The sequence below is a fragment of the Allobosea sp. GW823-FHT02B03 genome (assembly GCF_058797755.1).
In genome coordinates this window covers 97,503-116,051 of record NZ_JBXAJY010000005.1, presented here as the reverse complement: position 1 = coordinate 116,051, position 18,549 = coordinate 97,503, and the positions used below count along the sequence as shown (strand labels likewise).

19 protein-coding genes are annotated in these 18,549 nt (G+C 68.2%); 4 read left to right on the top strand and 15 right to left on the bottom strand.

Annotation, left to right across the window (positions count from 1 at the left end; translation table 11 throughout):
* Nucleotides 1–63 precede the first annotated feature (63 nt).
* Complete coding sequence (locus AC1REK_RS17670; protein ID WP_492269034.1) at nt 64–1,281, bottom strand: efflux RND transporter periplasmic adaptor subunit; 1,218 nt, start codon at nt 1,279–1,281, stop codon at nt 64–66.
* Between the two features lie 52 nt (nt 1,282–1,333).
* Nucleotides 1,334–2,170 carry an alpha/beta hydrolase fold domain-containing protein gene (locus AC1REK_RS17665; RefSeq protein ID WP_492269035.1) on the bottom strand — a complete coding sequence of 279 codons (837 nt, stop codon included), beginning with the start codon at nt 2,168–2,170 and terminating at the stop codon, nt 1,334–1,336.
* A gap of 126 nt (nt 2,171–2,296) precedes the next feature.
* Here AC1REK_RS17665 and AC1REK_RS17660 point away from each other — a divergent pair, with 126 nt between their 5' ends.
* Nucleotides 2,297–3,244, top strand: a complete 948-nt coding sequence (locus tag AC1REK_RS17660; protein WP_492269036.1) for a LysR family transcriptional regulator — start codon at nt 2,297–2,299, stop codon at nt 3,242–3,244.
* Between the two features lie 83 nt (nt 3,245–3,327).
* Complete coding sequence (locus AC1REK_RS17655; RefSeq protein WP_492269037.1) at nt 3,328–4,617, top strand: amidase; 1,290 nt, start codon at nt 3,328–3,330, stop codon at nt 4,615–4,617.
* Nucleotides 4,618–4,710: 93 nt separating this feature from the next.
* Here the strand turns inward: AC1REK_RS17655 and AC1REK_RS17650 are convergent, their stop codons facing one another.
* The 9 genes from AC1REK_RS17650 to AC1REK_RS17610 all read right to left on the bottom strand — a co-directional run bounded on the left by AC1REK_RS17650 (nt 4,711) and on the right by AC1REK_RS17610 (nt 11,682).
* Nucleotides 4,711–5,160, bottom strand: coding sequence for a DUF411 domain-containing protein (locus AC1REK_RS17650; protein ID WP_291650491.1), 450 nt, complete (start codon nt 5,158–5,160; stop codon nt 4,711–4,713).
* A 35-nt stretch (nt 5,161–5,195) separates the two neighbouring features.
* A complete protein-coding gene (locus AC1REK_RS17645) occupies nt 5,196–5,474 on the bottom strand; it encodes a hypothetical protein (protein WP_327523808.1) in 279 nt (92 codons plus the stop codon).
* Entirely contained in the window at nt 5,471–5,755 is a 285-nt protein-coding gene (locus AC1REK_RS17640) for a copper-binding protein (protein ID WP_492269038.1), read from the bottom strand. The genes AC1REK_RS17645 and AC1REK_RS17640 overlap by 4 nt, the downstream gene beginning before the upstream one ends.
* Before the next feature lie 32 nt (nt 5,756–5,787).
* Nucleotides 5,788–6,276: a cupredoxin domain-containing protein gene (locus AC1REK_RS17635; protein WP_327523806.1), complete on the bottom strand. Its 489-nt coding sequence runs from the start codon at nt 6,274–6,276 to the stop codon at nt 5,788–5,790.
* 27 nt (nt 6,277–6,303) lie between these two features.
* Nucleotides 6,304–7,740, bottom strand: coding sequence for a multicopper oxidase family protein (locus tag AC1REK_RS17630; RefSeq protein ID WP_492269039.1), 1,437 nt, complete (start codon nt 7,738–7,740; stop codon nt 6,304–6,306).
* An 18-nt stretch (nt 7,741–7,758) separates the two neighbouring features.
* Entirely contained in the window at nt 7,759–9,213 is a 1,455-nt protein-coding gene (locus AC1REK_RS17625; protein WP_492269040.1) for a TolC family protein, read from the bottom strand.
* A gap of 2 nt (nt 9,214–9,215) precedes the next feature.
* A complete protein-coding gene (locus tag AC1REK_RS17620; RefSeq protein WP_492269041.1) occupies nt 9,216–9,428 on the bottom strand; it encodes a hypothetical protein in 213 nt (70 codons plus the stop codon).
* 125 nt (nt 9,429–9,553) lie between these two features.
* Complete coding sequence (locus tag AC1REK_RS17615) at nt 9,554–10,930, bottom strand: ATP-binding protein (protein WP_492269042.1); 1,377 nt, start codon at nt 10,928–10,930, stop codon at nt 9,554–9,556.
* Nucleotides 10,927–11,682 carry a response regulator gene (locus AC1REK_RS17610; RefSeq protein ID WP_492269043.1) on the bottom strand — a complete coding sequence of 252 codons (756 nt, stop codon included), beginning with the start codon at nt 11,680–11,682 and terminating at the stop codon, nt 10,927–10,929. Before AC1REK_RS17610 ends, AC1REK_RS17615 begins: the two co-directional genes overlap by 4 nt.
* A gap of 214 nt (nt 11,683–11,896) precedes the next feature.
* On the opposite strand from AC1REK_RS17610, the gene AC1REK_RS17605 reads away from it, so the two are divergent.
* On the top strand, nt 11,897–12,349 hold the full coding sequence (locus AC1REK_RS17605; RefSeq protein ID WP_316019593.1) for an RrF2 family transcriptional regulator: 453 nt from the start codon (nt 11,897–11,899) through the stop codon (nt 12,347–12,349).
* A 122-nt stretch (nt 12,350–12,471) separates the two neighbouring features.
* Here the strand turns inward: AC1REK_RS17605 and AC1REK_RS17600 are convergent, their stop codons facing one another.
* The 3 genes from AC1REK_RS17600 to AC1REK_RS17590 form a co-directional block, all read right to left on the bottom strand.
* Complete coding sequence (locus AC1REK_RS17600) at nt 12,472–13,314, bottom strand: universal stress protein (protein ID WP_492269044.1); 843 nt, start codon at nt 13,312–13,314, stop codon at nt 12,472–12,474.
* 191 nt (nt 13,315–13,505) lie between these two features.
* Entirely contained in the window at nt 13,506–14,528 is a 1,023-nt protein-coding gene (gene adhP / locus AC1REK_RS17595) for an alcohol dehydrogenase AdhP (protein ID WP_492269045.1), read from the bottom strand.
* A 528-nt stretch (nt 14,529–15,056) separates the two neighbouring features.
* Nucleotides 15,057–15,653: an IMPACT family protein gene (locus AC1REK_RS17590; RefSeq protein ID WP_492269046.1), complete on the bottom strand. Its 597-nt coding sequence runs from the start codon at nt 15,651–15,653 to the stop codon at nt 15,057–15,059.
* A 90-nt stretch (nt 15,654–15,743) separates the two neighbouring features.
* Between AC1REK_RS17590 and AC1REK_RS17585 the strand changes: the two genes are divergently transcribed.
* Nucleotides 15,744–17,453 carry an MFS transporter gene (locus tag AC1REK_RS17585; protein WP_492269047.1) on the top strand — a complete coding sequence of 570 codons (1,710 nt, stop codon included), beginning with the start codon at nt 15,744–15,746 and terminating at the stop codon, nt 17,451–17,453.
* Nucleotides 17,454–17,863: 410 nt separating this feature from the next.
* Here the strand turns inward: AC1REK_RS17585 and AC1REK_RS17580 are convergent, their stop codons facing one another.
* On the bottom strand, nt 17,864–18,544 hold the full coding sequence (locus AC1REK_RS17580) for a L,D-transpeptidase (protein ID WP_492269048.1): 681 nt from the start codon (nt 18,542–18,544) through the stop codon (nt 17,864–17,866).
* Nucleotides 18,545–18,549 lie beyond the last annotated feature (5 nt).

The window sequence follows — 18,549 nt, the reverse complement described above, 5'->3', positions numbered from 1 at the left end:
CCTTCAAGGCGGCTGCCCCGCCGGTCCCGAAGCGGCCGGCGGGGCGGGGAAACGGGCGCGCGCTCAGCGCTGCGCGAGTTCGGTTGCAGGCTTCTTCAGTTCGGTGCGCTCGGCCATCGGCACCTGCTCGGGAGCGACGGTCGCGCCCGGGCGGATGCGCTGCAGGCCGTTGACGACGATCTGCTCTCCGGCCTCGAGCCCGCTGGTGACGACGCGCAGGCCCTCCGCGGCGGTGCCGAGCGTGACCTCGCGCCACAGCGCCTTCTGGTCCTTGCCGACTACGAAGACGAACTTCTTGTTCTGGTCGGTGCCGACGGCGCGCTCGTTGATCACCAGCGCCGGCTCGCTCCTGGCCTGGCCCATGCGCAGGCGCACGAACTGGCCCGGCAGCAGCGCGCCATCGGCATTGTCGAAGATCGCCCGGACGCGGACCGTGCCGGTCGCCGCGTCGACGCCGTTGTCGACGAAGTTGAGATGGCCGGAGACCGGTGCGGCCTCGTTGACCGCGGTCGTCATCTGCACCGGGATGCGCTTGAGATCGCGGGCCTTGCCGGGCTCGACCGGCAGGGTGGCCAGCGCCTTGAGGAGCGAGCCCTCATCGGCGCTGAAGCCGGCATAGACCGGATCGACCGAGACCAGGGTGGTCAGCAGCGGCGCGGCGGCACCGGCGGCGACGAGATTGCCGACGGTGACCTCGAGCCGGCCGATGCGGCCGGAAATCGGGGCGCGGATCTGGGTGTAGTCGAGGTTCAGCCGCGCCGATTGCAGGGCAGCGCGGGCGGCGCGCTCATTGGCCTGCGCCTCGCGCAGCGCGTTCAGCCGTGTGTCGAGATCACGCTGCGAGACGTTCTGCGAGGACATCAGGCGCTGGCCGCGCTCATGCTCGTTCGCGGCGAGCGCGACGCGCGCCTCGGCCGCGAGCAGCTGCGCCTGGGCGCGCTCGAACTCAGCCTGATAGGGCGCCTGATCGATGCTGACGAGCAGATCGCCCTGCTTCACCAATGCGCCTTGCGAGAAGTGGACCTGCTCGACCACGCCCGAGACCCGCGAGCGGATCTCGACGCGCTCGATCGCCTCGAGCCGGCCGGAGAACTCGGCCCAGCTGACGAGATCGCGCTGCTCGACCACGGCGACGGAAACCGGGGTCGGCGGCGGCGCGGCAGGCGCGGTATCGCCCTGCGCCTTGTCGGAGCCGTGGACGGCGACGGCGAGCGCGGCGAGCGAAACGCCGGCGGCCAGAGCGGTGCCCAACAGGGCGTGACGGATCGTTCCCAGAATCATGGGTCATTCCTTCCTGGAGCTGAAATTCGAAAGTCGGGGGTGGCGGCGCGCCCTAGCGAGGCGCGGTCATCGAGAAGAATTCGCTTACATTCTGGCAGGCCGAACAGAGGCAGGAGCCGTCCCGCGGCGCCTCCGCGAAAGCCTCCGGCCAACGGCTCGGGCCGCCGACGACATGGACCGTCGCCTCGCCCCCGGCAGCCCGCAGCCGAAGCCCGTAATTGACGCTCTCATCGCGCAGCAGGTCGTCCTCGGCGCTGACGATCAGTGCCGGCGGCAAGCCGGACAGGCGCGAGGCATTGGCCGGCGTCGCATAGGGATGCGCGGCCTTCTCCGGCGAGCCGAGATAGGCGTGCCAGCCATCCGCCCAGCGGCAGCCGACCGGACCGGCCTCGGCATGACGAAAAGAATAGGTGCCGAGGCAGGCATCGAGCATCGGCGAGAACAGGATCTGCCCGGCGAGCGGCGGGCCATGCCGGTCGCGCGCCATCATGGCGAGCGCGGCGGCGAGGTTGCCGCCGGCCTCCTCGCCCGCCACATAGAGCGGTGCCCGCTTGCCGACCCAGCGCGCCTTGTCGCGGGCGATCTTCTCGAGCGCTGCATAGGCGGTCTCGAGCGCCTGCGGGAAGCGGGCTTCCGGCGCCAGCGGATAAGGCAGCGAGATCACGATCGCGCCGGCCTCCGCCAGCGTTGTGGCGACCGCCTCGCCGGAAGCGAGCGAGCCGCTGTCGAAGGTGCCGCCATGCAGATGCAGGACGAGGCCCGCATCGTCGGGCACCGAGGCCGGAGCATAGAGCCGTCCGGACAGCGTCTGCGAGCCGGCCTTGACGGCCTGCTCGCGCCAGAAGACGGCGCGGCGATAGCGGCTTTGGGGGAGCGAAGGAGCGAGCATGACTGACGACTGACGAATATTGCGATCCGTCAGCATTTAGGAGATAGTGCGAACGCAATAAACCGCCGATCCGCTCCCACATTGTTTCCATATGGAAACAATCCCCGGATCAACCAGGAGATCTGGATGGACCAGCTCAACGCCATGCGCGCCTTCGTGCGCGTCGTCGAGGTCGGCACCTTCACCCGCGCGGCGGAGCTGCTCGACCTGCCCAAGCCGACCGTGACCAAGCTGATCCAGCAGCTCGAGGGCCATTTGCGAGCGCAGCTGCTCAACCGCACGACGCGGCGCGTCACCGTGACCATGGACGGCGCCGCCTATTACGAGCGGGCGCTACGCGTGCTCAGCGAGATCGACGAGCTCGATTCCAGCATGGCATCGTCGCAGGCGAGGCCGAGCGGGCGCCTGCGCCTCGACGTCAGCGCGCCCCTGGCGATCGATGTGATCCTGCCCGCCCTCCCCGGCTTCCTGGCGCGCTATCCGGAAATCCAGATCGATATCGGCCTCGGCGACCGCCCGGCCGACCTGATCGGCGAGAATCTCGATCTCGCCGTCCGCGCCGGCGAGATCCAGGACCAGAGCCTGATCGCGCGGCGCGTCGGCGAGATGCTGCTCGTCACCTGCGCCGCACCGGACTACCTCGCCCGGCACGGCACGCCGGAACATCCGCTCGACCTCGAAACCGGCCACAAGGTGATCGGCTATCGCGCCGCCGGGACCAGCCGGATCCTGCCCTTCACCTTCGCGACCCATAAGGAGACGATCGAGGTGCGCGGCGAGTATACCGTCTCGCTGAACGAGGGCACCGGCTATCTCGCCGCCGGGCTCGCGGGTCTCGGCGTGATGCAGGTGCCGACCTTCATGGCGCAGGAGCACATCGCCGCCGGGCGGCTGGTGCCGCTGCTCACCGGCTGGTGCACGGCACCCAAGCCGCTGCACATCGTCTATCCGCCGAACCGGCATCTCTCCAACAAGGTCCGGGTCTTCGTCGACTGGCTCGCCGAGCTCTTCGCCAGGGACGATCTGATCCAGCGCCGCTCCACCCTGCCCGCCCCCTGCGGCGAGGCCGCCTGAGCCCCGGGCGGGGTTTCTTCGACCACGGAATGCGCTAACCAGAAGCGCCGCCGGATGCGGTGCCCGAACCGAGGTCGATTCCCATGTCACGCAGCGCCCGCGACCAGCTTGAATCCATCTTCGGCCGCATTGGCGACGGCAGCCCCGTCTTCACCCGCCTCCTCGCCGAAACCGCGCGCGCCGAAGCCGACGCCGCCGACACCCGCCGGGCTGCCGGGCTCAAGCTGAGCCCCCTCGACGGCACGATCATCTCGATCAAGGACCTGTTCGACGTCGGCGGCGAGACCACCTGGGCCGGCTCCAGCCTGCTCAAGGGCGCGGCCCCCGCGGCGCAGGATGCGCCGATCGTCGCCCGGCTGCGCCAAGCCGGCGCGGTGGTCATCGGCAAGACCAATATGAGCGAGTTCGCCTTCTCCGGGCTCGGCCTCAATGCCACCTTCGGCACGCCCGGCAATGCGCTGGATGCGGAACGCATTCCCGGCGGCTCTTCATCGGGGGCGGCGGTCTCGGTCGCGCAAGGCTCCTCCGAGCTGACCGTCGGCACCGATACCGGCGGCTCCTGCCGCATCCCGGCGGCGCTCAACGGCATCGTCGGCATGAAGCCGACCCACGGTTCGGTTCCCGACGAAGGCTGCTTCCCGCTGGCGCCGAGCCTCGACGTGATCGGCCCGCTGGCGAAGGACGTCGCGGGCTGCGCGAGGCTGCTTTCGGTGCTGGCCGGCCGCCCCTTCGCGCTTGCCGAGGGGCTCAAGCCCGGCCGCTTCCGCATCGGCGTCGCGCGCGGCGGCTTCCTCGCCGAGTCAACCCCCTCGGTGGTCAAGGCCTATGAGGCGGCGATCGAGCGCGTCGCCCGCCTCGGCGTCGCCGTCGAGCCAGTGGATTTCGACGGGGTCTGGCAGGAGATGATGGCCGCCTATTCGGTGCCGCTGGTCGCCGTCGAGGCCGCCGCGGTGCATCGCGAAGCGATCGCGAGCAAGCCGGAAGCCTTCGACCGGCGCGTCGCGGCACGCATCTCGCTCGGCACCTCCTACAAGGCCGCCGACTATATCGCGGCGATGCAGACGCGTCGCAGGCTGATCGGCAAGCTCGCCGCGCTTCTCGACGGACTCGACGGCTTCCTGGCGCCGACCGTGCCGATCGAGGCGCCGACGATCGCCGCGCTGGAGGCCAGCGACGACGCCTTCTTCACCGCCAACCGGCTGATGCTGCGTAATGCCGCTTTCGGCAACCTGTTCGACCTGTGCTCGATCTCGCTGCCGATGCCGCTCGGCGACAAGCTCTCGGGCGGGCTGATGCTGAGCGCCGTGGCCGGACGGGATGAGCGCCTGCTCAACCTGGCAAAGCTGATCGAGCCGGCAGCCGCCGGGCACTGAAACACACGTGCCGCGCGCCCCGCGCCAATTCGAGGCGGGACGCGCGGCACGGCAGAAAACGACGAATGCCCGGATCAGCTCCCGGGCTTCTGGTCAGTGGCTGGCGAAGACCGTGTGGGAGCCGTCCTTGGCGATCAGCCAGGTGTCGTAGCGATCGGCCTTGACGCCGGGGACTTCCATGCCGGGCGAGCCAACCGGCATCTCCGGCACGGCGAGACCGCGGGCCTGGGGACGTTCGCGCAGCAGGCGGCGGACATCGGCCGCGGGCACGTGGCCTTCGACGAAATAGCCGTCGACCATCGCAGTGTGGCAGGATTCGGCGGCATCCGGCACGCCGAACTCGCGCTTGCGGGCCGCCAGCTCCTCGGTCATCACCACCTTGGTCTCGAAACCGGCCTTCTTCATATGGTCGACCCAGGCGCCGCAGCAGCCGCAGGAGGCGCTGCGATAGACGGTGACGACCGGAGCCGCCCCCTGGGCTGCGAGAGGCAGCGACGCGGAGCAGGCAAGGGCCCCGGCGATCAGGCCACGACGCGTAAGCATTCGAACTCTCCTTCTGGCGGGCGAAGCTGCAGCCCTCATTCCGGCTGCTCTTCCTGCGTCCCTTCGCGGACGCAGACACCCTTGATGCAACTGACGATGACGACCTTGTGCGCCGAGCCGAAGCAATTGGCACGATAGCTCGTCACCCCGTCCCGGTCGAACAGCTTCTCAAGCTGGAAACGGGGACAACCGGCCTCGAGCAGCACGGATTGCAGGTTCCCGTCGCTGCCGAGGCCGACCTGCGGCGCGCCCAGCGCGATCACCGCGGCCAGGCAAGCCGGCCGGAGGATCGCGAGGGCGTGCCGGGGGCTCATTTCTGGATCTTCGTGACCGTAAGCTGGCCGTTCACGCGCTCGGCGGTGAACTTGATCTTGTCGCCGGCCTTGACGGTCTTGAGCATGTCGGGGTCGCCGGCCCGGAACACCATGGTCATCGAGTCCATATCGAGGTTCTTGATCGGGCCGTGGTCGACGGTGAGTTTGCCCTGAGCGGTGTCGACCTTCTTGATCGTCCCGTTGACCAGCGGCGGCGTCTGGGCGAGTGCCGGCATGGCAAGCAGCGAAGCAAAGGCGAAGGCGGTGATGGCGGTACGCATGGAAGAACTCCTCTCGGGTTTTGTCTGGCGGCTCACTTGACGATGACCTTGCCGGTCATGCCGGCCTCGCGATGGCCGGGGATCAGGCAGGAGAAATCGAACTCGCCGGCCTTGGTGAACTGCCAGAGGATCTCGCCGGTCTTCTTCGGCGCGAGACGCTTGGCGTTCGGGTCGTCGTGCTCCATGTCAGGGTTCTTCTGCATCTCGACGGCGTGCTTGAGGTTCTCCTCCAGCGTCGCGACGACCAGCTCATGGTCGAGCTCGCCATTGTTGCGGAGCTGGAAGCGGACCTGCTCGCCACGGCGCACCTCGACCCGGTCCGGGATGAACAGCATCTTGCCGTCGCGCTCGGTCATCGAGACCTGGACGATGCGGGCCGGCTTCTTCGGATCGCCCGGCTTGCCATAGGCGGTCTCGTCGCCGTGGCCGTGGCCGGCGCCGCCGGGACCGGCGAACGCCGCCGCCGAAAGCGCCAGGGCCGCGACGGCGCCAAGGGCGATGGATCTGATCTGCGTCTTCATCGGCGTGCTCCGTTTGCGATTGCGCCTTCAGTGATTGGAATGTCCGCCGGCCTTGGCGCCGGAAAGCGGCCTGCCGTCCGGCCCGAGCTGCGGCTTGCGCCGGTCCTTGACGCGCCAGTCGACCGAGGGCGCCCCGCTGTCGGGCCCCTCCGTGCGCGGCGCCTCGGCGAGCTTCGGGCCCTTGTATTCGTAGGCCACGGTGCCTTCGGGGTGCTTGAACCAGCCCGGATCCTTGTAGTCGTTCTTGGCCAGGCCCTCGCGGACCTTCACGACCGAGAACATGCCGCCCATCTCGACCGGACCGAACTGGGCGAAGCCGGTCATCATCGGCAGGGTGTTCTGGGGCAAGGGCATCTCCATCGAGCCCATCTCGCCCATGCCGTTGGAGCCCATCGGCATGTAGCCCGGGGCGATCTTGGCGATGCGCTTGGCGAGGTCCTTCTTGCTGACGCCGATATAGTTCTTCACGTCATGGCCCATCGCATTCATCGTGTGATGCGATTTGTGGCAATGGATCGCCCAGTCGCCGAGCTCGTCGGCGACGAAGTCGAAGGCGCGCATCTGGCCGACGGCGACGTCGATCGAGACCTCGTCCCAGGCAGCGGCGGGATCGACCCAGCCGCCATCCGTGCACGACACCTTGAACTCGTAGCCATGCATGTGGATCGGGTGGTTGGTCATCGTCAGATTGCCGAAGCGGATTCGGACCTTGTCGTTCTTGCCGACGACGAAGGGGTCGATGCCCGGGAACACGCGGCTGTTCCAGCACCACATGTTGAAATCGGTCATCTCGTTGACCCGCGGCACATAGGAGCCGGGCTCGATGTCGAAGGCGTTGAGCAGGAAGACGAAGTCGCGGTCGACGCGGCGGAAGGCCGGGTCCTTGGGATGGACGACGAAGAAGCCCATCATGCCCATCGCCATCTGGACCATCTCGTCCGAATGCGGGTGGTACATATAGGTGCCCGAGCGCCGCAGCTGGAACTCGTAGACGAAGGTCTTGCCGGCCGGGATATGCGGCTGGTTCAACCCGCCGACGCCGTCCATGCCGTTGGGCAGGCGCTGGCCGTGCCAGTGGATCGTGGTGCTCTCCGGCAGCTTGTTGGTGACGAAGATGCGGACCTTGTCACCCTCGACCGCCTCGATGGTCGGGCCCGGCGACTGGCCGTTATAGCCCCAGAGATAGGCCTTCATGCCGGGCGACAATTCGCGCTCGACCGGCTCGGCAACGAGGTGGAATTCCTTCCAGTCGCCATTCATGCGCCAGGGCAAGGTCCAGCCGTTGAGCGTCGCGACCGGCTGGTAGTCCGGCCCGCTGGTCGGGGTGAGCGGCGCCTGGGTCGACGCTTCCCTCATGGTCGGCGCCTCCGGCACCGAAGCGAAGGCCGTGCGGCCGGAGACGGCGCCGGCCGCGGCGACGACGAGGCCGGACGTGCCGATGAAGCCTCTGCGTGAAATGGTCATGCTGTCGTTCCCCGCTCGCTAGTGACCGCCGCCGCCGGCATCGCCGCCGCCCGCAGCGGCGACGGTGACCCCGCCTCCACCCGAGCCGCCGCCGATGACGACATGCTTGAGGTCGGTATGGGCGATCCAGAAGTCCCGCCGCGCATTGATCGCGACGACGTTCGAGAGGATGCGGGCGCGCGCATCGGTGATGAGCTGCGTCACGTCGATCAGCATGCCGCTGTAGTGCAGCAGCGACTCGTCCTGGATGATCTTGCGCAACGGCAGCACATTGTTCTGGTACTGGCGGGCGATGTCGTAGGTGGCGCGGTAGCCGACATAGGCCTCGCGCGCCTCGGAGCGGATGTTGACCGCCTTCTCAGCCAGCTTGTTCGCCGCCTGCATGTAGTTCTGCTCGGCCTGGACGACCTTGGTCTGGCCGAAATCGAAGATCGGGATCTCGATATCGAGCTCGACGGTCCGGCTGCGGCTCGTCTCGCGCTCGACATGGCCGTCGCCGGAGATGCTGCGGCCGCGGTCATAGGTGCGCCGGCCCAGCAGGTCGATGTCGTTGACGAAGCGGGTGGCATTGGTCAGGCCGAGCGACTTGGCGAGCACGTCGAGATCGGCGCGGGCGACCTGGAGGTCGATGCGCTTGCGCAGCGCCTCGGATTCGATGGCCTTGGCACTCTGCAGCCGCGGCAGCGGGGGAAGCGTGCCCGGCAACTTGAACTTGAGGTCGTCGCCCCAGAGCCCGAGCAGGCGCACCAGCCGCTCGCGCTCCTGGCGCTGCACCAGCCGCGCCTGGGCGAGCTGCGCGCCGAGCTCGGCGTCGAAGGCGTATTCGCGCGCCTGATCAAGCTTGTTGACGCCGCCGGATTCGCCTAGGCGCTTGAACAGTTCGGAGGCGGCCTCGGCCGAGCCCTTGGCCTGCTCGATGAAGCCGACCTGAGCGTTGGCCGCGACGGCACGATGGAACTGCCGGCGGGTGTCGGCCGCGAGGGTCATGACGGTCTCGGCCGTGCGCAGCTGCTGCGACTGGAAGCGATCGCGGGCGATCTCGGCGCGGAAGGGCAAGGTGACGAGCGCAAACAGGCTGCCGGCGATCTGGCGCTCGACCTCGATCTCGAAACGGCCGGAAAGCTTGGAAATGCCGAAGGTCGGGTTGGGCGGCAGGCTCGCCGCGACCATCTGCGCCTCGGCGACGCCAAGCTCGTTGAAGGCGGCTTGCAGGCCGCGATTGTTGAGCAGCGCGATCTGCACCGCGGCGTCGGCGGTGAGCGGCTTCTTCAGGAGCTGATCGACGCGCTCCTTGGCGCTGATCGCGCCGGCGACGTCGTTGATCTTGACCACGTCCTTGTTGAGCTCGGCGAAGGCGGAGTTCCGCGCGACGTCGAGCCCGCCATCGGGCGAGAAGGAGGCGCAACCGCCGAGGAAGGCAGCGAGTGCGAAAGGCAGGCCGCGACGGCCGTGGGCTAGGGTCCGCAGCTTCACGATCAATGCCCCTTCGGCGTCACTTGGCGGTTGAGCTCCTGCCAGCCCTTGGGATCGACCGGACGCAGCGGCGCAGCGCCGGAAACGGCGACATAGGACGGCGCCGCGACGGCGACGCTGGCATCGGCCGGATGGCGACCGGCGATCGGCGGCACCGTCGCGGTGCAGCCTGCGAGCAGGGCAGAGAATGCGGCGCCGACGGCGACGCGGCGCATTGTGCAAGAACGTCGGAGAGGACGCGGTGGTGGCTCTATCGGCATCGTTCGCTGGCTTTGCTCGGTGAATCAGTGGGCAAAGCGAAACTAGCGAAGCGCCCTCCGGCGCGGTGTTACATATTGTTTCAGCGGCCCGCGGGCGCCTCCGCGCCCGTCTGCGGCAGGCGGACCCGCGCCCGCAAGCCGCCTTCCGCGCGGTTCTGCAAGGTGACGTCGCCGCCATGGCCGCGCAGCGCGCCGCGGGCGATGGTCAGGCCGAGGCCGACGCCGCCGGTCTCGCGACTGCGCGAGGTTTCGAGCCGTACGAACGGCATGAAGACCTGCTCGAGCTGGCTCTCCGGCAGCCCTGGCCCGTCATCGTCGATCAGGATGAGCGCCTCTCCGGCGGCTCGCGACAGGCTGATCCTGACCCGTCCCCCATAGCGCGCGGCGTTGTGGACGAGATTGGTCAGGGCCCGCTTCAGAAGCAGGCGCCGGCCGCGCCAGCGCAGCTTGGCCGGCCCTTCGAGCATCACGTCGTGCCCGGCATCGAGCGCGTCGTCCTTGATCGTCTCCAGCAGGGCCGCGAGGTCGAAATCGCGCAGCGGCTCCTCGCTGCGCTCGCCGCGCAGGAAGGTCAGGCTGGCGTCGAGCATCGCCTCCATCTCGTCGAGATCGGCATCGATCGCCGGCGGCAGCGCCTCGTCCCGGACGCCCTTCGCCTCGCGCAGCTCCTGGGCCCGCAGCCGCAGCCTGGTCAGCGGCGTCTTCAGATCGTGCGAGATCGCCGCCAGCGTCTGGGTGCGCTCGTCGATCAGCCGCTTGATCCGGTTCTGCATGTCGTTGAAGGCGCTGGCGAGCTCGCGCACCTCGGCCGGTCCCTCGACCGGCAATTGCGGCGCCTCCGCCCCGACATAGGCGCGGCGGGCGGCATCGGCGAACATGCGCAGCGGCCGCGTCAGCCAGCGCACCATCAGGATCGCGACGAGGACGACGCCGAGCGCCATCAGGCTCGTCGACCAGACGATGCCGTGCATGCTGCCATGCGGCCCGCTGAGCCTTGTGACGCTGAAGTTCACCCAGCCCTGGTCCTGGGCCTTGATCGAGAGCTGGAACTGATGCGAATCGACGCCGCCCTCGGGCAGGCGCGGCGCGGAGAGGATCAGGCGTTCCTGTGCGAGCTCCGGCGCAAGCTCGAGCAGCCTGGCCCGCAACGTCTCGAGCTCGGGACCGGCGTTGGCCCCCGCGCCGCCGGCGGTCAGCTCGGTCGCGCTCCAGTGCACCTCGATCGGCCCGCCCGAGAGCGAATGGGCGATCGTCTCGCGCTCGCCCACCGGCAGCGCCAGCACGGCACGCTTGATGGTGACCAGCCGCTCGGCCAGGCGGCTCTCATTGGCGAGATCGACCTCCGAGCGCAGACCGACCTGATAGCTCCACAGGCTGAGCAGATGAAACAGGCCGAGCCCCAGCAGCAGGACGATGACGGTGCGCGACTGGATGGTATCGGCGGCACGCCAGTTCATCGGCGCTCGACCTGCGGCAGGAACATGTAGCCGGTGCCGCGCACCGTCTTGATCATGGCGTCGCCGCCGGCATCGGCCTCGATCTTCTTGCGCAGGCGGCTGATCTGGACATCGACGACACGGTCGAACCCGGTCGCGACACGGTTCTTGGCGATGTCGAGCAGCGCCTCGCGGGTCAGGACCTTGCCCGGCGCCTCGACGAAGGCGCGCAGCATGTCGAATTCGCCGGTGCTGAGATCGACGATGGTGCCATGCGGGTCAACCAGCTCGCGACGGACGATGTCGAGCGCCCAGCCGGAGAAGGCATAGGTCCGGACCGGGGCTGCCCCCGCCTGGCTGACCGCCCGGCGGGCCCGCCGGATCAGCGCATTGATCCGCGCCACCAGCTCGCCCGGGCTGAACGGCTTGGCGAGGTAGTCGTCGGCGCCGAGATCGAGCCCGGCGATGCGATCATTCTCCTCGCCGCGCGCCGTCAGCATGATCACCGGCACGGCCGAGCTGCGGCGCAATTCACTGCAGAGGTCGAAACCGGAGGTGCCCGGCAGCATGACGTCGAGCACGATCAGGTCGACCGGCGCGCCCTGCAGGAACTCGTTCATCTCCCGGCCGTTGGCGGCGGCGCTGACGCGATAGCCATTGGCGCGCAGCAGGCGGCTGACCAGGAAGCGGATCTGCGGATCATCGTCGACGACGAGGATATGGGCTTCGGGAGAGCCGAGCGGAGCAGCGCTCGCGGCGGCGGTGTCGGTCACGGCTTGCTGATCCCTGCTCGCCTGCGGCGAAAGCCCCTTCTAGCGCGGGCGACCCCGGCTCGATCGTGACAAATTGTTTCACCCAGCGCCACGCCCCCGCGCCGCCGCTATCGCGGCAACGCTTTGGACCGGGGCCAAGGAGGCCTTCGCCTTGTTGCGGTCGGCGAAGTCGATAATATCGCCGTTCGATCACAACGCGGCAAGACGGGGCGCCGTGCTCACCAGCAAGGGCAAGTACGGCCTCAAGGCCATCATTCATCTCGCCGGGCTCGAAGCGGGCGCGACCGCGCAGGTCGCCGAGATCGCGCAGAAGAACAACATCTCCAAGAAGTTCCTCGACGCGATCCTGCTCGACCTGCGCAATGCCGGCATGCTGCGCAGCAAGAAGGGGCCGGGCGGCGGCTACGCGCTGGCGAAACCGGCACGCACAATCATGGTCGGCGCCGTGATCCGGGCGCTCGAGGGGCCCGTTGCGCCGATCGCCTGCGCCAGCCGCTCGGCCTACCGCCCTTGCGAAGATTGCAGCGACACCGAAGCCTGCTCGGTGCGCGCAGTGATGGGCGAGGTCCGCGACGCGATAGCCGAGATCGTCGACAACACGACGATCGCCGACCTCGTCCGGCGTTCGCAAGCGGCGGCGCGCGGCGTGAGCGACTACGTGATCTGAGCAACGGCCTTCCCGCCTCTCGGACAAGGAGCCTGCCCCCGGACACCGGCACGGACGAGAAGCGGCAACCCGCCAGCTGCAGCACGGTTTCGGGAACTCTCCAATTGGCTCGGAAGGGCCGCTCAGTAGGCGAGGAACAAGGGAACGGGGCTGTTTTCGAGCAGCGAGCGCGTCGTTCCTCCCAAGACGGCCTGGCGAAAGCGCGAGTGCACGAAGGCCCCCATGACGACGAGTTCGACCGCGCTGTCGAGGACATGCCGGCGCAGGGTCTCGGCAACATCGCCGCCGACTGCCTCAAGGGCCACCAGATCGCTCTTCACGCCATGATGCTCGAGATAGCCGATCAAGCCGCTGGCAGGCGCGACGCGGCTCAGATCCTTCTCGCCCCCGATGACGACGACGGAGACCGATTGCGCGGCCGCCAGCAGAGGCAGCGCATCGCCGACCGCGCGGGCCGAGCGGGCGCTTCCGTCCCATGCGACCGCGATCCGCTTTGGCGCGGGGTTGCCACCCGTCTTGGGGATCACGATCAAGGGGCGGCCGCTGTTGAACAGCGCCTCCTCGATCATGCTCCGATTGTTGCCCAGCAGATCGTCACCCGCATCGAGAACCGTCACGTCCTGCAGCCTCGCCTGCTGGATGAAGCGCTCCGCAAGCTCCTCGAGAGCCAGATCGGGCAGATCGGCGACGCAGGCCAAACCGGCCTCGTTCGCCAAGGCCCTGGCCGCGGCGGCGGCGGCCTCGACAAGTTCGCGCCGCCGCTTGTTCTCCTCTGCAACCATGCCGGCGGCAAAGCCGCCGACGACGCTGTACGGCAGCGTCACATGCGGGACGATCGCCTGGAACGTCAGGGCCGCCCCGAAATGTCGCGCAAGCCCGACGCCGAAGCACACCGCAGCCGTCGCCCCGCCACTCTCGTCGGCCGGTACCAGCCCGATCAAGACCTTCCTGAAGTCGTGCGCCATCTGTCTTCTCCTGGCAGCGAAACCGGCAATCTTTTCCTTGCGGCGACAGTTTTTTGCTGCGGCGTGAACTCGTCGACGAGCTTGCCGACTTCCAAGGTGAGCACGGCGCCGACATTCTTCTGCCGGAGCAGCCGAGGAACCGGATCGCCCCCCAGGCCTCTGCTAGTGCCCCCTGCCGAAGCGCGCGCCAGCTACATCCTCATGACGACACGGCCGTCGATCTGGTTCTTCCGCATTCTGTCGAAGATGCCGTTGATGTCCTCCAGCCGCTCGACGGAGTAGTGAACCTTCACTTTCCCCTCCCCGGCGAATTGCAGGCACTCGGCGAGATCGAGGCGCGTGCCGACGATCGAGCCGCGAATCGTCTTCCGCATCAGCACGGTCTCGAAAATGTCGAGATCGAAGGTTCCCGGCGGCAGGCCGACCAGAGCCATGGTTCCGCGCTTCGAGAGCATGCCGAGTGCCTGGCTGAACGCTTTCGGAGAAACCGCGGTCACGAGCACGCCCTGGGCACCGCCGCACAGCGCCTGCACTTCGGCGACCGGTTCGGTCGTCATCGCATTCACCGTGGCCGAAGCGCCCATCTCCCTGGCGAGCGCCAGCTTCTCCTCGGAGATATCGACGGCGATGACATCGAGCCCCATCGCCTTCGCATACTGCACGGCGATGTGCCCGAGCCCGCCAATGCCTGAGATCACCACGGTATCCCCGGGCTTGGTGTCGGTCTCCTTGAGGCCCTTGTAGACAGTCACCCCGGCGCAGAGGATCGGAGCGGCTGTTTCCCAGCCGAGCGCGTCGGGCAGGTGGCCGACATAGTCGGGGTCGGCCAAGGTGTACTCCGCGAAGCCGCCATTGACCGAGTAACCGGTGTTCTGCTGCTCGTCGCAGACCGTCTCCCAGCCACCGAGGCAATGCCGGCAATGGCCGCAGGCCGTGTGCAGCCAGGGAACGCCGACGCGGTCGCCCTCCTTCACCGCCCTGACCCCTGCGCCGACGGCAACCACGGTGCCGACGCCTTCGTGGCCGGGTATGAAAGGCGGCTTGGGTTTGACCGGCCAGTCGCCATCCGCGGCATGGAGGTCGGTATGGCAGACGCCCGACGCCTCGATCTTCACCAGGATCTGGCCCTGCCCGACCTCCGGTATCGCGACTTCTTCGATCGACAGCGGTCGCCCGAATTCGCGCACGACCGCCGCCTTCATCGTTCTTGCCATTGCGATGCTCCCTGTCTGCACCTCGATCAGATCCCGCACCGGTGCGGCGTCGACTGCGATCGCCTCGCAGACAAGGCACGGCGAAACCGGCCCCCGCGATGCGGCAAAGGACATGGCAACCCTGCCGGCGCGCCTTCGTCCAGAGGCGCGTCCTCTGCGATGCCGGCCTCAACAGCTTCTCCGCTGAAACGCCGCAGTCAACCCAAAGCTGTTTCTCCATCGCGGCAGGCCCCGGGGGGCGTGGCACCAGGGCATCGAGGGCAAGCCCGGCCGTCCTCGGGGGCCGACGCGAGCAAGTCCGCTGACCACGAGATCTGGATCTGACCGCAGAGCGCGGAAGACAAGCCGGGAGGCTTGAAGCGCTAGATCGGCTGCAGGCGCATCTCTGTCATGGGCGACCGCAGTGGCTGCTGCGCCGGCTTTCGACGGCATTTGCTCCTGGCAGCGTCGATCGAGACGTCCACTTCCCCGCAAGGGGCAACTTCCGCAGTTCGCGCGCGCTCGCCGCCTGCGGCTGGTCTGCCGTGCTCATCGGCTCCATCCGATCACCGACCGTCCGCTGGTCAGATCCGATAGCAGTCGCTCGACGCCGCCTGCTTCCGATTTGGGCGCCGACACCGACAGGATGGCGCCGCCCTCCGTGAAGGCCTGGACGGCAGCCTGCACGCCTGAAAGAGCGCCCAAACGCGCTTGAACCAGCGCCAGATCACTGAAGCCGCATGTCACCGTCCCGGAGACCGTCTCGACAAGCGCCTCCCTTTCAGCCTCGCGCAAGCACAGGGCCGCCGTTCCGCCATAGGCACGGATCAAGCCGCCGCTTCCCAGAAGAATGCCTCCGAACCAGCGTGTCACGACAACAACGATGCCATCGAGGCCTTGCCCGTCGATTGCGGCCAGGATTGGCTTGCCGGCGGTCCCGCTGGGTTCGCCGTCGTCGCTGAAGCGGTACCGCTGCCCCAAGCGCCATGCCCAGCAATTGTGATTGGCCGCCCGATCTGACCGCGCCGCAATGAAACTCTTTGCTGCCGCCTCGTCGGCGATGGGACCAGCGACCGCAGCGAAGCGGCTCTTCTTGATCTCCTGCTGACGGCTGGCGATTTCAACGAGAGTAAGGCGTGCAACCATACGCCCGCATATCACGCCCTGAGATCCTGATCCCCGCAAAAGCGAGGAAGCGCAGCTTCCCATCGCCCGCCGGCATGCTCTAACTGTGACATGCCGCAAGAGCCCGCCACGCAGACCACGGCCGAGACCGCCGAAGCCGACCTGGCCGCCGCGGGCGAAAAGCCTCGCTACGGCCGCTATGCGGTTTTCGCGCCGTTGCGCCAGCCGATTTTCCGTGCGGTCTGGATCGCAAGCCTCGTCTCGAACTTCGGCGGCCTCGTTCAGATGGTCGGCGCCGCCTGGCTGATGACCTCGCTCTCGGATTCGCCGGACATGGTCGCGCTCGTCCAGGCCTCGACCACGCTGCCGGTGATGATGTTCTCGCTGGCCGCCGGCGCGATCGCGGACAACTACGACCGCCGCAGGATCATGCTGACGGCACAGGGCTTCATGCTCGCCGTCTCGGCCATGCTGGCGGTCTTCGCCTGGTATGGGCTGCTCTCGCCCTGGCCGCTGCTTGTCTTCACCTTCCTGCTCGGTTGCGGCAACGCGCTCAACAACCCGGCCTGGCAATCCTCGGTCGGCGACATGGTGCCGCGAGCCGAGGTGCCGGCGGCAGTGACGTTGAACAGCGTCGCCTTCAACATCGCTCGCAGCGTCGGCCCGGCGATCGGCGGCGCCATCGTCGCCGCCTCCGGGGCGGTCGCCGCCTTCGTCGTCAATGCCTTCAGCTATATCGGCCTGCTCGTCGTGCTGGCCCGCTGGCAGCCGCCACGTGTCGAGCGCGTGCTGCCGCGCGAGACGCTGTGGCTCGCGATGAGCGCCGGTCTCCGCTATGTCGCGATGTCGCCGAACATCCGCGCGGTGCTACTGCGCGCCTTCCTCTTCGGCTTCGGCGGTGTCGCCGGTCTCGCTTTGATGCCGCTGGTCGCACGCGATCTGGTGCGCGGCGGCCCGCTGACATTCGGCATCCTGCTCGGAGCCTTCGGCGCCGGTGCGGTCGCCGGAGCTTTCCTCAGCGCCCGGTTGCGACGCCGCTTCAGCACCGAAACCCTCGTGCGCCTGACCTTCCTGGCCTATGCGGCCGCGTCCCTGGTTGTGGGGCTGAGCCCCACCATGTGGCTCACCATGCCGGCGCTTGCTGTCGGCGGCGCCTGCTGGGTGCTGGCGCTCTCGACCTTCAACTCGACGGTGCAGCTCTCGGCGCCACGCTGGGTCGTGGGGCGCGCGCTCGCGCTCTACCAGATGGCTGCCTTCGGCGGCATGGCTGCGGGCAGTTGGGCCTGGGGCTGGGTCACCCTCCATTCCGGCGCCGCCGGCGGCCTCAGCGCGGCGGCGGTCGCGCTCGTCTTCGGCGCAGCCGTCGGGCTGCGCTATCAGCTGCCCCCGCTCGAGGCGCTCAATCTCGATCCGCTCGGCCGCTGGCGAAAGCCCGAGGTCGCGGTCGATATCGAGCCGCGCAGCGGCCCGGTCTTCGTCACCATCGAATGGCGGATCAGGCAGGAGGATGTGGTCGAGTTCCTGAAGGCGATGGAGGAACGCCGGCGCATCCGCCGCCGCGACGGCGCGCGCCACTGGTCGCTGCTGCGCGACCTGACCGATGCCGAGCTCTGGATCGAGCGCTACGACAGCCCGACCTGGGTCGAATATGTCCGCCAGGCCCAGCGCGTCACCCAGGCCGACGCCGAAATCGGCGACCGGGTCAGGGGCCTGCATATCGGTCCTGAGCCGCCGGTCGTGCACCGCATGGTCGAGCGTCAGACCGGCGTGCTGCCGCGCGAGGTGCTGCGCGCGAGCCGGCAGGCACAGGCGTCACCCTGAGCAGCGGCGCCGGCGCGCAAGGCGACGATCCAAGCCCGCCCTTCCCGACGCGAGACGCGTTTCACCGGGGCAGCTCAAACGATCCCATGGTGGGCGGCACCTTTTCGAGCTTCGGCACGAAGCCGTGCACAGCGCCGATCGACCTGCCCGAGAAAGTTCAACCCTGGGATCACTCGCTGCTGGCGATGTCAGTGGTTTCTCATGCGCATCCAGGTCCGGCGCCGCTTGCGCGCCCCTGCCCGATCAAACGAACCGCCTTGATCTTGAACTCGCGCCCAAACTTAGTGGCTGCATATGCCACGCCCGGCTTCATGAGACATCCAATCGCGGTATCCACCAAACGGGCAGCAGGCCATTACGTCAGTTCGAAGTGAGCGAGATCGAAGGGCCGATGCGGCAGGTTTGCCCCATCACCGGACCACGACCTTCATGCCAACATGAACCTGGTCGTAAAGCGCGATCACGTCCTCGTTGAACATGCGAATGCAGCCGGAAGAGGCCTGGGTACCGATCGTCCAGGGCTCGCTGGTGCCGTGTATGCGGTAGAGCGTGTCACGCCCATTCCGGTAAAGATAAAGCGCCCGCGCGCCCAGCGGATTATCGTCGCCCGGCGGAATGCGCGCCGGGATTCCGGGCGCGTCCCGCCGCATCTCATCCGTAGGGTACCAGGCGGGCCAGCGCGCCATCCGGCCTACCGTCGCGCTGCCCTTCCAGGCATAGCCGCTGGTCCCGACGGCGATGCCGTAGCGCAGAGCCTGATCCCTGCTCCGGCTCAGATACAGATGTCTTCCGGCGGTATCGATCAGAATGCTTCCCGGCTCCTGACCGGTGACGTTTGCCACGATGGTCGGTCGCAAGGCGGGCTCGAACCGCTCGCGATTGACGCGACGCACGGGAAACGGCTCGCCAGGCACGAACCACCCATCCCTGCCATGGGGACGCTCGGTATCCGCTTGGCATCCCACCAGCGGCAGAGCCAACGCTCCGCCGAAGGCCGCTTCGATCCAGCGGCGGCGCGACACCCCGGAGGACGCTGCGCCACCGCGAGGCAGTCCCGGCGATTGCGCGCCGCCTTCCGATTTGCCGGTCACGCCGC